The 13,216-nt window shown below is 42.9% G+C and carries 17 protein-coding genes; all 17 read right to left on the reverse strand.

From position 1 onward, the window contains the following. Positions 1-8: 8 nt before the first annotated feature. The gene (locus FRX57_RS02760; protein ID WP_146566404.1) at positions 9-4,085 is read right to left on the reverse strand and encodes a tape measure protein; all 4,077 of its coding nucleotides are present in this window, start codon (positions 4,083-4,085) and stop codon (positions 9-11) included. Between the two features lie 22 nt (positions 4,086-4,107). After that, positions 4,108-4,395 (reverse strand): hypothetical protein, encoded by a 288-nt coding sequence (locus tag FRX57_RS02765; RefSeq protein ID WP_246100910.1) that lies wholly within the window; start codon positions 4,393-4,395, stop codon positions 4,108-4,110. Between the two features lie 20 nt (positions 4,396-4,415). After that, complete coding sequence (locus tag FRX57_RS02770) at positions 4,416-4,889, reverse strand: tail assembly chaperone (protein ID WP_146566406.1); 474 nt, start codon at positions 4,887-4,889, stop codon at positions 4,416-4,418. A 55-nt stretch (positions 4,890-4,944) separates the two neighbouring features. Further along, positions 4,945-5,508 carry a phage major tail protein, TP901-1 family gene (locus FRX57_RS02775; RefSeq protein ID WP_146566408.1) on the reverse strand — a complete coding sequence of 188 codons (564 nt, stop codon included), beginning with the start codon at positions 5,506-5,508 and terminating at the stop codon, positions 4,945-4,947. A 15-nt stretch (positions 5,509-5,523) separates the two neighbouring features. Next, a complete protein-coding gene (locus FRX57_RS02780) occupies positions 5,524-5,883 on the reverse strand; it encodes a hypothetical protein (protein WP_146566410.1) in 360 nt (119 codons plus the stop codon). A gap of 9 nt (positions 5,884-5,892) precedes the next feature. Next, positions 5,893-6,237, reverse strand: a complete 345-nt coding sequence (locus FRX57_RS02785) for an HK97-gp10 family putative phage morphogenesis protein (protein ID WP_146566412.1) — start codon at positions 6,235-6,237, stop codon at positions 5,893-5,895. Further along, positions 6,234-6,512, reverse strand: a complete 279-nt coding sequence (locus FRX57_RS02790; RefSeq protein WP_146566414.1) for a hypothetical protein — start codon at positions 6,510-6,512, stop codon at positions 6,234-6,236. The genes FRX57_RS02785 and FRX57_RS02790 overlap by 4 nt, the downstream gene beginning before the upstream one ends. 10 nt (positions 6,513-6,522) lie before the next feature. After that, complete coding sequence (locus tag FRX57_RS02795; RefSeq protein ID WP_146566717.1) at positions 6,523-6,879, reverse strand: phage head-tail connector protein; 357 nt, start codon at positions 6,877-6,879, stop codon at positions 6,523-6,525. A gap of 16 nt (positions 6,880-6,895) precedes the next feature. Continuing rightward, a complete protein-coding gene (locus FRX57_RS02800; protein ID WP_146566416.1) occupies positions 6,896-7,783 on the reverse strand; it encodes a phage capsid protein in 888 nt (295 codons plus the stop codon). Positions 7,784-7,794: 11 nt separating this feature from the next. Beyond that, positions 7,795-8,376 carry a DUF4355 domain-containing protein gene (locus FRX57_RS02805; protein WP_146566419.1) on the reverse strand — a complete coding sequence of 194 codons (582 nt, stop codon included), beginning with the start codon at positions 8,374-8,376 and terminating at the stop codon, positions 7,795-7,797. Positions 8,377-8,585: 209 nt separating this feature from the next. Next, the gene (locus tag FRX57_RS02810; protein WP_146566421.1) at positions 8,586-8,813 is read right to left on the reverse strand and encodes a hypothetical protein; all 228 of its coding nucleotides are present in this window, start codon (positions 8,811-8,813) and stop codon (positions 8,586-8,588) included. After that, positions 8,803-9,240, reverse strand: coding sequence for a hypothetical protein (locus tag FRX57_RS02815; protein ID WP_146566423.1), 438 nt, complete (start codon positions 9,238-9,240; stop codon positions 8,803-8,805). Before FRX57_RS02815 ends, FRX57_RS02810 begins: the two co-directional genes overlap by 11 nt. A 166-nt stretch (positions 9,241-9,406) precedes the next feature. After that, positions 9,407-9,658, reverse strand: a complete 252-nt coding sequence (locus tag FRX57_RS02820; protein ID WP_146566425.1) for a hypothetical protein — start codon at positions 9,656-9,658, stop codon at positions 9,407-9,409. Between the two features lie 55 nt (positions 9,659-9,713). Beyond that, complete coding sequence (locus FRX57_RS02825) at positions 9,714-9,956, reverse strand: hypothetical protein (protein ID WP_146566427.1); 243 nt, start codon at positions 9,954-9,956, stop codon at positions 9,714-9,716. A gap of 101 nt (positions 9,957-10,057) precedes the next feature. Continuing rightward, a complete protein-coding gene (locus FRX57_RS02830; RefSeq protein WP_146566429.1) occupies positions 10,058-10,303 on the reverse strand; it encodes a hypothetical protein in 246 nt (81 codons plus the stop codon). Continuing rightward, positions 10,303-11,709, reverse strand: coding sequence for a minor capsid protein (locus FRX57_RS02835; protein ID WP_146566431.1), 1,407 nt, complete (start codon positions 11,707-11,709; stop codon positions 10,303-10,305). Before FRX57_RS02835 ends, FRX57_RS02830 begins: the two co-directional genes overlap by 1 nt. After that, a complete protein-coding gene (locus FRX57_RS02840) occupies positions 11,681-13,213 on the reverse strand; it encodes a phage portal protein (protein WP_146566433.1) in 1,533 nt (510 codons plus the stop codon). Before FRX57_RS02840 ends, FRX57_RS02835 begins: the two co-directional genes overlap by 29 nt. Positions 13,214-13,216 lie beyond the last annotated feature (3 nt).

Below are 13,216 nucleotides of genomic sequence, written 5' to 3' on the forward strand. Positions count from 1 at the left end.
TCCCCTCACTAAGCATAGACAAAAAACTCATCCTTTTGTCGAGAACGAGCTTCCCTTTCTTTTACGGTGGTGTAGATTTCCTCACCAACCAATTCATTTTTCACTTCAAAGGTCTGGCTAGCGAGTTGTGAATTCTTCACCTCACTACTTAAGTTATCCAAACTTGAAGAAAGTCCAGCTGATTGTAACTTAGAACTAGTGGTTATCTGACTGTCTGCACCATATTTTTGGTCCATCACAGCATTTGCGTAAGCCTTACCCAGCTTATCAATCTCAACCAACCAATCCGCCATACCAAGAGCGAAACCTTCTCCAGTAAAACCACCCAGTTCTCGAGTAACCCGAGACGGAGAATGGATACTTAATGCCCGCCGAATGGTCGCCGAAACCGTCGCAGCAATCCCATTGGCCACAGCGTAAATGGCTCCTGCTGACCCGGCCAAGCCACTAGCAAAACCTGAACCAGCAAAATGACCCGCCGACACCATAGCCCCCTGAATACCATTGAAAATCGCTACCACCTGACTACCAGTGGACTGAGCCGTTGACATGATTCGAGACATCCCCGCCTGAAACGTCGCATTCATGGCTTGTGTCGCACTAGTCATCACGCTGGTCGCTTGCTTAAAAGTATTGGTCAAAGCTGATAAAATCCGCTTACCACTGGATGCGACAGAGGTATTGATTTTAGACATACCAGTAGTAATGGACGTTGCCATCGCACCAGCTTGTGATTGGGCGTTGCTACTGGCTTGTGCCATGCTATTAGCAATATTGGTTGACAAAACCGAAGTATCAGCAGAAGATAGCTGACTCATCTGAGCCGTGAACTGATTGACACTATTGGTCATGCTATTAGCTGCATTGGTCGCATTAGTTTCAGCTGCCTGCAAGTTAGTCGTCACCCCACTAGATAAGGCACCCGTTGAGGCTGTTCCTTGCGTTTCCATGCTAAAGAGTGCATTGTTAACCCCAAGAGCCATCGCATTCGCATTCTCTACCCCTTGCAGGTTCATGCTGGACAGAGACTGACCAGAGTTGAGAGCCAAGGCATCAACGAGAGCTGCCCCCTGCGTCTGCATCCCTGACAAGTTCATGACGACACCAGTTGACAGGCTAGCCGTGTTAGTCGTTGCTTGATTAGCCATCTGGGCCGTTGACATCGACACATGGTCAGCCATAGCTGTTGTCTCTATCTTGACTTTTTGGGAGCTTTCATTGGTCTTGCCAGTGATAAAATCCCACATCCCACCAAAGAAATTACCGACAGCCGAAACCACACCGCTCAAAGCATTAGGAATAGCTTCAAGCATAGCTTGACCAAGACCAGTAATCAATCGCCAACCAGCTTCCATAATTTGCGGTAAACCAGTAATCAGAGCGATAACCAACTGGGCAATCAACTGCAAACCAGCAGCAATTAACTGGGGAAGAGCTGTTGCTAGTCCTTGAAGTAAAGAATTGACAATTTCCAAAGCACTGCTTACAATCTGAGGCAGGTTGCTGATTAAGCCTTGAACTAAACTAACAATCATCTGTATGCCACCCTGCAAAAGCATTGGCAAGGCACTAACTACCCCTTGAATAAAGCCAGTAATCACTTGCGTTGCAATAGCAAGCAGTTGAGGAATATTCTGGACAATTCCCTGAATTAAGGTCACGAGAATTTGAATACCTGTCTGAATAATGGTCGGTAACTGTTGACCTAAATTGCTAGAAAAATGACTGATAATCTCCTGAGCCATGGTCAACAATTGAGGCAGATTGCTCACAATCCCCTGAACCAAACTCAAGATAAGGCTCATTCCTACCATCAATAACTGAGGTAAGGCACTCAGTAAACTATTAACCAAGGTACCAATAATCGTAATAGCTGAAGACATTAAGCTACCGATATTTTGCCCCACACCCTGCACCAAGCACGTGATTATAGCAACCCCAGCTTGGACGATGACTGGGAACATCGTGGCAAAAGCAGCCGCTAACTTGCCGATTAAGTTTGTACCACTAGCAATTAAAGCAGGAATACCACTCACAATCCCATTAACCAGTTGCTGAATGATGAGAGGCCCCCTAGTGGTGACCAAGTTAATCAAGGCATCAATCTGACGACCAAATTGACTGTTAATCAAACCTAGACCAGCCAAAACCAAACCAAGGATTGCCGCAGGACCAATAGAAGCCAAAGCCAAAGCAACCACGCCAGCCATAGCACTGGTCATGCTAGATAAAACGGAAAAACCAAGACTTGCCGCATTGGCAAAAACCCCACCAAGGCCACTGACTTTAGCGACAAGGGCACCAACTAGACCTCCAAGACTACCCAAAGCTGAGCTAAAGACTGACCCAAAGGAAAAAACTCCAATACCAAGCCCGAATAAAATGTCAGTCATACTAGCTAGTAAACTGACCAATGGCATAACGGTCGCAATGGCACTAGATGGATTAAACAAGGCCCAAGTCGCCACGGCTAAAGGACCTAAGTTGCTAATTTTTTCCTTGATGTTATCCATGGTTTCTTGTGTGACCTGACCAGACCGAGCAAACTCTCCCAGAGCTTGATTGACCAAATCAATAGCAGATTTAACACCATTGGTAAAACCTGACAAATCAATGTTAAACATGCTCTTCAAACGAGCAAAGGCAGCAACTGCATTAGGAATAACCGAGTTAATCGTGCTAAAAACTGAGTTGATAATCGGTTTCAAAGCCAAAAGACTTTCGGCAATCGTCTTTAAGCCATTAGCCTTAGCAGCTTCATCAAAGCTCATGATCATATCAGCCACACCTTTTGTGACGGCCGTTTTCAGATTACCAAAGGCTGTCCGAATACCTCCAGCCGATGTTTGAGCCATTGCTGCAAAACCATCTGCTCCCTCATTCAACTCAATCAACTTATCCGCAAATTGCTGGGCAGTGATTTTTCCCTCAGACAATGCTGCTTTAAGCTGACTGACCCCATTCTCGCCAAAGCCAAAAGACTTAGCCATCTTGGCCATCAAACCAGGTGCCGCCTCACTGACAGAATTAAACTCTTCAGCTTGCATTTTACCTGACCCCAAGGACTGGTTAAACTGCCTAAGAGCATTTTCTGCATCCACCGTTGAGGCTCCGTAGCCCAGCATAGCATTGTTAAAAGCCAAAGCCAAATCAACACCCTTATCCAAGCTCCCAGTTGTAATAGTCAACTGCTGGGCACTCTTAACGGCACTATCCAAAGGCGTTGGTAACCCCTCAATTCCTTTGGAAAGTTTGTCAATCGCCCCCTTAGACTGGTTGGCAGAGTAACCAAATAAGGCCATAGTCTTAGGGAAACGGTTCATGGTATCAACCCGACTAATGGCACCGTCCATCGCATTCTGAACCGCTCCAATCACTTTACTAGCCAAGCTCATCAAACTAAAAGCCTTGACAATGCTTCCTACCGTACTAGCCAACTTCTGCCCTGCACTGGAAGCTCCTGAAAACCGTTGGCTAATCCCATTAAGGGCACTACTGGCTTTCATTGACAGACTACTAAAGCCAGCTGATAAAGAGCTAGACAACTTAGTTGCTAACCTAGCCGTCGATGACCCTAATTTATAAGCAAAATGTTGTTCAATCTTCGCAGCCGCTTGACTTGCCTTAGCACTAATCGCTGAAAAAGCCGTCCCCAGGCTACTCTTAACCTTATTCCCTAGTTGGCCAAAGGCTGAAACAGTGTTAGATATAGCTGTTTTTATCGGCTGAGGGATTTTACTAGCTAGGCTCTGAACCGTTGTCACAACCTTAGTAAAACCAGCTTTAAGCGGTTGAGGAATCTTCTCACCGATAGAAGCCATGACCCGTTGCAATTGCCCCATGGATAGCTTGACCCCAGTGGACCAAGCATTGCCCAATCGTTGCCCCAAGGACTGACCATTATTAGCCAATTGAGCCATCATTTGGCCAACCAACCGAATCAAACCATTCGTACTATTAACTGCCGCGTCTTGAGCCTTCTGAAAGCCACGTTGAGTCACACTAGCTACCTCGTCCATAGCTCGCTGATAATCTTTGATATCAGCTCCCACATAGGCAAAAATCGACCCATCAAACTGTGCCATGACATCCTCCTTTCTTTATCTCCTACTTATTTTGAAAATGGGCATTCAACCGCTGAATTTTCTCCACAAAGCTACTAGCAGTTGAGCCCTTGTGACCAGACTGAGTTTGAAAGGCCTGCTTGATTTTAGCCTTGAGTCTATCCTTACTTAACTTGCTGACCTTAATCGTCTTGGCATTCAGTGTGTAGCGAAGATTAAGAGCCAACTCAACCAAACGCTCTGACTCATCCACCTGACGATAATGCAATCCCTCAAGGATAGCATCTAACTCCCACTTATTGCAGGCATAGATAACCTCAAGGTCTGTCAAGCCTAACCTTGCACACTCCGTTAAGATAGCACGCTTTTCATCTTGCCAATAAGACCTTCGACGGCCTTGACTTGTAATTCTCGCTCCTCGTTCGCCACTGTCTGTGCCTGCATGTACTCCAAAGACTGCTCCATGTTGCCGATATACTTCAAAATCTTCTGCTTGAAAAAACCAGAATCAACCATTTCTTGCTGAATCGCCTCAAATAAGACGCCAGTGTCTTCCGCCTCATGCTCACTCAACCAAGTTTCAATAGCAGAAATAGCATCGTCCTCTGACACGCCCTTAACCAAGCTCTTACCAGCACACAGGACAATCAAATCAACCAAGCCTGAATCATCTTGATTTAGAATCTTATTGAACAAGTTACCCACACCATCATTGTTTGAGTCGCCTGTCTGAGCATTCGTCGTCGCCAACTTCTTATCTACCTTAAACATGGTACGATAATCAAATGTAATCTCAACTAGTTTATTTTTAACCTTAAATTCCATCTATTTCTCCTCTTTTCTAAAAAATAGAAGTGGCATTTTGCCACTTCTTCTCTCATTATGACGTACGAATGTTATCGTAATCGCCAGTTGTCTCCCCTGGGTTTTGATAATCATAAACATCATTCAGCAAGGCAATCTCCTCCGCCGTCAGAGGGAACTTACCTTCCTGCAACTTACCAACTACTCCAGCCGTATAAGACACTCTAACAAAATCGCCAATCCCTTCATCAAATTCCAGTTCATTGACTTTGGCATAACCAAATTCAGCAGGATAAACATCCTTTTGTTGCTCATTCTTAGTCTTAACCGCTTCATCAGCCACCACTCGCCAAATCTTGATACTCTTACCAGATTTTGACGCTTCTTTGATGACCTGAATCGATGGATCCTGAGGAGCAAAATAAGTCGCCAAGTCAATCGAATGCTCATCTGTTGATTTCTCAAGCAAACGCCCCTGCTGGGTCTGCTCATCTAGGTATTCCCCACCCATGGTTGTTGTCCCATCTGTACGATAAGCTGGCAAAAGGGCATTACTTCCCACAGCTGCATCTACCGACTGAATAAAATAAAAAATCTTACCGCCAACAATTGGCTTACCTTTGGTTACTTCAATTCCCATTTAATCTTCTCCTTTTTAATAAATTATATCTGAAATCGTAAGAGCGATATGGTAAACCTCTCGCCCAACACTATCATCTAAAATCACATTGGCAAAAATCTTCCTAGACCGTCCCAAAACTCGAATAGCCCGAGACTTCATCTCTTCGGCCTCTGTCCGACTGACATTAGAGAGAAAAACATCCACAGATATCGTCACAACCTCAATCATAGGACCTGTCTGAGCCGTCTGACTAGTATCTGATGAATTAGCCCCAATGACAAGGAAAGGCTCTGAGACGCTAACATCTGGCAATTTGAAATAGATTGGTAGCCCTAAGATTGCCAACTTATCTTTTAAGCTTTTCAAGTATCTCGTCATTGGAGAATAACTCATCTCAACCCCCTACTTCCCATAAATCTGTTTCAATCTGGCCAATAATCTTGGTCTTTCTTCTTCCAAGGCAGGTCGCAAGAAAGGTTTCGCTCCCATCTTCCGAGTTCCTTTTTCCAAGTAAATCGCATAATGAACTGGAGCAACCACCTTATAGGTCAAAGCACCTGCCTGCCCCTGAAAAATTGTCTTTTTCAGTTGACCGGTATCAACAGGGGCCCTAGTTTTAGCCCCTTTTTCAATCCTGATAGAAGACCGCTCAAGTTCTTTATCCGTTGCTTGTTGAGCTTGCCTGCCCTTCATTTTAGCCAGATTAACCATCTGATTCACACCACGGACCTTAAATCGAATACTCATACATAAATCACCGTGCTATGCCGATGATGTTTCACACCAGCAACCTTTCTCGTCTGACCAGCATACCTAATTTCAGCAATATTGGGATAATGCCCCTGTAAATGGAGCTTAAAACTATCCAGTCGATACTGGCCAAATAGCCCCATCTGTTCCTGACCAGTTAAAGGGCTTGCCATACACGGCACAGGCGAGGACTCTTCCTTGACCAAGCGTGTATCTAGGTAGTCTGCCACTTCTTTCGTTTGGATTAAAATGACCCTATCCTTATAAATCATCTCATCCCTCCTAAATAAACCGTGCTCGCCCCTTACCCGTGTAGTGCTGACCTTGAGCCACCCGCCGCAAGGTTGTCTCATACTCGTCTAGGTAACGCTCCCAAACAAAAGACCGACCTTCTTCACTATCACTACTGCTGCCTTCTGAATTTAAGCGATTAAATCGCTTAATGGCCACATCACGAACGACAAAGGTCAAACTGCTTGGGATAGCCAAAATTTCTTCTTCACTATAATCATTCAATTTAGAAAGAATACGCTCAATGCTCTCCGTAATGGCCAAGCGAATTAAAGAATCCTGTTCCGTATCCTCTAATCTACCAAAGACAAATAATTTGACTTCTTCCAATAGCTTATCTTCATTCATCAAGCGTAGCTCCTTTCTAACCAGCAGCAGGACTTGCCACAGCTTCAATCGTCGCTTCGACAACCCCTTCAGGAATCTCAGCAAAAAGGACATTAGCCCCAAAGAAAACTGATTCATAAGTCAGATTGGAGATTTGACGAGAACGAGTAGCTGCAATCAAACCTGTCTCATCAGTAAAATCAGCAAACAAACCGCCTAAATCAGACGCTTTCACATCTAGATTAGCAAAAACGATGTTTTCAACAGCCGTAGAATAAATTTTACCTTTTGGCACAGATGGCATGACAATGACATTGGTCAAGCCAAGGAAGTTTTTCAACAAGGTAAAACCAAACACATTGCTGGCATCAGCCAAAACCTTAGTATCGCCCAGATAAGTGGCCACATCCAAAGGACTAACAAAGGAAACAATCGGCGACCCCTCAAACTCATTAAAGGTGGACAACTTAGCCCAAGATTCAGCTAGGGCCTTTTGCAAGCCAGCACCCTTGACCTTGGTCGGTTTTTTCTTGAGGAAGGCAAAGAACTCCTCCTTGATGTTGTTTTGAATTTCACGAATCAAGCGATTATCTGACTCTGTAATCGCCTTAGAGGCTCCATGACGAGCAATCGCCTCAGCAGTTGTGGCACGACGTTTCTTAAACCAAGACACTGTATATTCTTGGTCAGGTGTGCGAGTGACCTTAGACAGTGGAATCAGCTCGCCCTCACCCACATTAGTATCGTCCAATTGTACCGCCCATTTATAAGTTTTAATTTTTAAATCCTGAGAAAGTTTCTCCCGACGAGTAACTCCCAACAGCTTTAGCAAATCATCAATATTCTTGGAAAAACGATTGACAAAATCAATACTCTTAATATCTCCCAAGTCTGTCATTGTATTCAAATTAGTTTCAGCAACCATATCATTCTCCTTTACCTAAATAAATGCATGTTCTCAGCAATTAACCGCTGACGTTCTTCATCATCAACCACAGCCATAATATCGGCCTTGGTCAACCCAGTGCCAGTATTTCCCTGACGAGGGGCCTTTTGTGTCAAACGGTCTGTCACTCGCTTTTCAACCTCTTCATCAAAGACCTGTCGTAAGGTAGCGATATTATCCTTAACAGCTTCTGCAGTATCTGCTAAGACAATATCTAAAAAGGCCACTGGCAAGCCCTCCTCAGCCAGAATACCACGAGTTTCCAAACGCAATTCCTTAGCAGCAATCGCCTGCTCACGCTCTACAATCTCTGCCAAACGCTTGTCCTGTTCCTCTTTGGCACGTTGGTCTTTGGACAACTTAGCCAAACGTTCTCCCTCACTCTTAGCCGCTTCAAGGGCATCTGCTTGTTCAGCCTCCCACTTAGCACGCTCCGCAGAAATCATCTTCCGCAAATCTGACCGAGTAAAGGTCCGTTCCTGCTTTTCTTCTGTCGGTGTTTCAGCTGCTCCCTGAGTGTCGACTGTCTCTTGAGCATCCACCACATCCACAGTTTTAAGTTCTTCTGACATCACTGTCCTCCTAGCGATTACGTCGCCACTCGATAATCTCGTTTTACGTTCGGCAACGACACAGTCCAGCTTTTAACGCCATCAGCACAGTTTAGGCAAACAAAAACCGCATGGAATACCATACGGTTAGCTTAAATTATAATCAGAAAGTTCTTTGCACCTTTCATCACTATATAGAATGAAAAAAGCACTTAGAGTTTATCTAAGTGCTAGAAAATAACCTGTTTATCAATCAAGTTATCTTCAGTATATTCCACAGTAAAAGTATCTAATCTTTGAACTCCTCTTCCCATAACAATATTATGAAAAGTGTATTGTTTATCTCCAATCATAATCTTACCTTCAGGCTTTGAATGACTAAAATCAGGATTCTCAACAGTAATTGATAGTAATCCCAACGATTTAAGTGGATAAGTTGAAATAATTCTATTTTTCATTTCTTAATCCCTCCAATTCTTTCTGATAAGCCTTCAATGCTTTTTGAGTTTGTTTTACTTCCGACTTTGGTATACCATATTCTTCGGTAACAGATAATAAATACTGCTGAGTTGCAATTTCTGCTAAAACAACACTCTCTCTACTATTCGTATCTATCTCTCCACGAAAATGTTGGTCTGCATGGTAAAGTTCCTCCAATATCTCAGATATAATTGGTTTTCTCTGCAAAACAATTATATCTTGCCCCAAACAAATCGCATCAGCCCCTTGTAAATCAAGATAAGCAAAAGCTTCTTCATCTTGCCAAACTTTCCCGCCACGCTCTCTAAATAATCTAGTTAATCTATTTTGTCTAACAATTGGAACAGGTCGACGTTTGTTAGGATTTTTATTTCTCTTCAAACCATTCACATCTTCATTATACACCTTATCACTTGTATTATCAAGTCTTTCATCACTCTCATCCACCTCCGGTATAACCGACGTTCTTCATACTAAACACCATGTACGTTCTCTCAGAGTTTCTAACTCTTGACATTCTAATTCGGTCATAATGTCCACCTCATTTCAGTTTATATCTACCGTAATTATACTAGACACTAGAAACAAGTTCATAACCAGATAAAAAACCATTCTGAGTTGGAATCTCTTCAATATTTTCTGGAATTCTAATGCGACTAAAAATTCCTTTTTTCTTATTGACATCATCCCATATAAATAGAGTTGCAAATTCTCCAAATCTCATATAAGCAAATTTTAAAGGAGTAACCCCGTCAAACGGACTCAAAATAGGCTCTTTTTTATTGATTAAATCTTCAAATACTGGCACCCAAATCGTATTCATAGAAAAGTCACTTCTTTCGTTTCTCTTTACTTAGATTGCTCTAGGTGCTTAGTCTTTAACCAAATCCATGGACTATTTTTTCAGGCAATTGTTTATCTAGTTGAACACTTCTAATCAAAGTATCTTTTACAAAATTAGTAAATTTTCCCAAATCATCCCCCTCATATTGATAATTTAGGTCATTTTTAACAACAGTAGCTACCCCTGTACATTCTCCACTGACTGCAGAATAACGACGGATATTACTATTTTCTTCCACTTTGCATAAAACAATCATCTGATTATCAATTTTTCCCATGTTTGTCAGCCTCATCATAATTGTACTGTTGATTTACAAGCCTATGAGTCTCAGTGTAATCCAAGTCTTAGAAAATAACCTGTTTATCAATTAAATTTTCACTAACCATAAGCTACAAATTTTTTGTCTGGCATCTCGCCACTATCCCAAAGTCTCTTAACAATGCCACGAGCTTTGTTCGCAAAATAAGGGTAATCATCTTTCTTATCATAAGCAGATAACTCAACAATCTCAACTTCTCCAGTCTTGGTATCGATTTCAATCATTCCAGGTCCAGGATAATTTTCTGGCGTGTAGAAATAACCAACACTTTTAGAGTTTTGAATTTTCTCCAGTAAAATCATCATTACAAATCACCTCGTTTCCTCTGCCATGCTTTGAGAGCCTCATAATAATTATAATCTTGATTAATTTTAGCATGAGCCTCCTCATAACTTAGACCGCTCTGCATTAACAAATACTCTCCAAGTTCATGGTGCAACATGATTATATCATGAGATTGTATATTTTTACCAGCCAACTCAGACAGTCGTCTCCAACTTTCAGCCATGTCGTAGCTCGGGTCAAATCGTTGTATGCCACCATGCAAGTTATACTCATTTATAAATACATGATTATAAATTTTTTCTATCTCAGACTGTGAAAAACTACTATTACGAGCAACACGAGCAATTTCAAGTGTCTTATCACGATTTCTGACCTGCTCATAGTACATCTCAGCGTGTCGGTCACGTTCTTTACTATAAGGGTCATTCCTATCATTCCAAGCACCATAGACTGCTCCGCTACTTTTCATAGTTTCATTATACACCTTATCACTTGTATTATCAAGTCTTTCATCACTCTCATCCACCTCTGGTATAACCGCCGTTCGACAGTTGTAGTGATAGGGTGCAGCGTTGACACCGATGACCATCTCGTCAATCCGTTTCAGCTCGTTTTTTCTAGCGACCTCTCGACAAATAGCTGTCGTCCTCTCATCCAAATGGACACTGTCACGGTAATAAGTCAAGCCTGCGTCCTTGTAACGCTGAATGGCAGCACGATTAACAATGGCTGTTCCATCAGTCCGTATCAAGGTCTGAGCCCTACTACGAGCGATGTTATACTTGTTGGCAATGTCTTGGGCCATCGTTTTGACACTATCTCCACGGATAAAACCACACTTCAAAACGTCCCGCAAGTCCTTAGCTAGCTTATCCGTATTAGCCCATAATTGCTGAGAATAATTTTGGCCGTCAAAAGGTGTCTCAACCAAAGCTTTCAACAAGACGTCATCCAAGCTAGCAGAACCAACCATAGCCTTACGGTAGGCATACTTAGCCGTCTTTTTCAGATAAGTTTCAAAAGTCCCCTGTAAAGTTCTCGACAGCCTACCGAGCCGATAAGTCATCTCCAGATGAAGCAAGTCCATTCGATTAGCCCTCGCAGCAACATACTGCTCATTCAGTCGCTCCAAGAGTTCTAGGTCTTTTTCTTCCTTAGCCTGCTCAAAATAACGCTTAGCATTTTCTTGATAGTCTGACAAATCCACCTTTCGCAAACGCTCCAAAGCTTCCCGATAGCTCATTTGACCGTTTTCGGCATAAGTCAAGACAAACTGGTAAAGGTCCTTCTGCATGGCTACCGCCTGCTCCGTGTAGAGTTTGGATAATTCAGCAAAAACATCCAAATCCGTCTGATCTACATAACGAAAAATCGCTTCACTACGAGCACGCCAATAATCAAGATGGGCTTGTTTCTTCTTGGTCATGAGCTATTACCTCGCCAAAACGTGATGAAGGCTCTCCCCCCTTATCCTCGTCCCCTTTCTCCTGCTTGAGACGGTTCATTTCTGCCAAGGCATCAACCCCCGTCACTAAACTCAACAACTCAAACACCGTCTGATCACTAACGATACCATACAAATTCTTGACCGTGGTTGCCAACTCACTCTGGTTCTGCGGTTTATTCGGTGTAAAGACAACTGAGGTCTCGTTGATTTGCTCATAATTAGTCGCTTCTGTCCCCTTAATTGACCAGATATTGACTGCCAACCGTAAGCGACGCATCAGCCCTGCCTCAAACAAATCCTCTTGCTGCTCACGGTAATTATCGCTAGCCATCATCTTGTACTTCATGGATTCCCCAGACTGAACACCTGCAAAATTGCTATCGAGGGTATCTGGTGTAAAGGTAAAGCGTAAAATGTCATTGACCAAGCGTTGCTTATAGGCTTCTGCCCCTTGACTATCATAAGATTTTACCAAGTAGGAGGCATCTGGCTCGACACCATCTTGATTAGGGTTGTCATCCAAGATTAACATTTTAGCCCGCTTGTAGGCCAAGGAAATCCCCAACCGACCATTAGGATTGATTCGCCCATCTGCTAAAAAATCTTCCTCATCTGCACCAGTATAGGCATTCCCTTTAATCAACAAAATCGCCTCATTACTATTCTGTTGAAAATTGGCTAACTCCGACTGCGACAAATCATAAGCGTCAATATTATCTAGGACAGATTCATAAGACCCTAGACGCTCCTCATTGTTAGCATATTCATTGATTGGCACCCCATTAAAAAAGTGGTCCTCCACCTCTCGCAGAGCCATCTTATCCCCTTGGGTAGATAACCAATCATAAGTATAAATCTTATCCACAGTATAGACCTTGATGACTGTTTTTCGCTTACTCTGGCCATAATCTAGCTCATAATAGTTAACTCCCATCAACGAGTGCCTTTCATAACTGTCATCATAGATAACAAACGTCTGCTCAGGCGATAATTTATAGAGCTTAACCCAGACCACCGAGCCAGTCTTGGTCACTGTCAACAATTCATAGGCCCTACCATAGACACAAAGGTCTTTTTTGAGAGAAATGTTGTGCCTTTTCTCATTGTTTCGCTTGGAAAAATCCTTGATTAAGTCCTGTAACTGACCGTCATCATTTTTATACTCCACAGGATTGCCCAACATATAGCCCTGCTCAAAAATCGTAATATACTTAGCAAAATCACTCGAAATACGATTATCCGCCTCTGTATCATCTGTCTTAGCTGCCCGATACTTGATATTATTATCCCCCTTAAAATACCGCATCAGCTCCTGCAAACGACCAACTTGTTCCTGCTTATGCCTTGCCACATAATGCTGAAGTTGTTCAATCCAGTCCTCGGAGGCATAATCAACGAGCAAAAAATCTTCCTCCATCATCACATAGTGGTCATTGGCTCGTTGGTTAAAGCGAGGACCTTTCAAAAACTCAACAGTTTTCATGTC

Origin of the sequence: Streptococcus cuniculipharyngis (genome assembly GCF_007859195.1) — a bacterium.
In the GTDB taxonomy this organism is placed as follows: domain Bacteria; phylum Bacillota; class Bacilli; order Lactobacillales; family Streptococcaceae; genus Streptococcus; species Streptococcus cuniculipharyngis.

Coding starts and splice junctions, on each gene's coding strand:
- FRX57_RS02760 (WP_146566404.1), bottom strand. CDS start 4,085: ATGGCACAGTTTGATGGGTCGATTTTTGCCTATGTGGGAGCTGATATC.
- FRX57_RS02770 (WP_146566406.1), bottom strand. CDS start 4,889: ATGGAATTTAAGGTTAAAAATAAACTAGTTGAGATTACATTTGATTAT.
- FRX57_RS02775 (WP_146566408.1), bottom strand. CDS start 5,508: ATGGGAATTGAAGTAACCAAAGGTAAGCCAATTGTTGGCGGTAAGATT.
- FRX57_RS02780 (WP_146566410.1), bottom strand. CDS start 5,883: ATGAGTTATTCTCCAATGACGAGATACTTGAAAAGCTTAAAAGATAAG.
- FRX57_RS02785 (WP_146566412.1), bottom strand. CDS start 6,237: ATGAGTATTCGATTTAAGGTCCGTGGTGTGAATCAGATGGTTAATCTG.
- FRX57_RS02790 (WP_146566414.1), bottom strand. CDS start 6,512: ATGATTTATAAGGATAGGGTCATTTTAATCCAAACGAAAGAAGTGGCA.
- FRX57_RS02795 (WP_146566717.1), bottom strand. CDS start 6,879: ATGAATGAAGATAAGCTATTGGAAGAAGTCAAATTATTTGTCTTTGGT.
- FRX57_RS02800 (WP_146566416.1), bottom strand. CDS start 7,783: ATGGTTGCTGAAACTAATTTGAATACAATGACAGACTTGGGAGATATT.
- FRX57_RS02805 (WP_146566419.1), bottom strand. CDS start 8,376: ATGTCAGAAGAACTTAAAACTGTGGATGTGGTGGATGCTCAAGAGACA.
- FRX57_RS02810 (WP_146566421.1), bottom strand. CDS start 8,813: ATGAAAAATAGAATTATTTCAACTTATCCACTTAAATCGTTGGGATTA.
- FRX57_RS02820 (WP_146566425.1), bottom strand. CDS start 9,658: ATGAATACGATTTGGGTGCCAGTATTTGAAGATTTAATCAATAAAAAA.
- FRX57_RS02825 (WP_146566427.1), bottom strand. CDS start 9,956: ATGGGAAAAATTGATAATCAGATGATTGTTTTATGCAAAGTGGAAGAA.
- FRX57_RS02830 (WP_146566429.1), bottom strand. CDS start 10,303: ATGATGATTTTACTGGAGAAAATTCAAAACTCTAAAAGTGTTGGTTAT.
- FRX57_RS02835 (WP_146566431.1), bottom strand. CDS start 11,709: ATGACCAAGAAGAAACAAGCCCATCTTGATTATTGGCGTGCTCGTAGT.
- FRX57_RS02840 (WP_146566433.1), bottom strand. CDS start 13,213: ATGAAAACTGTTGAGTTTTTGAAAGGTCCTCGCTTTAACCAACGAGCC.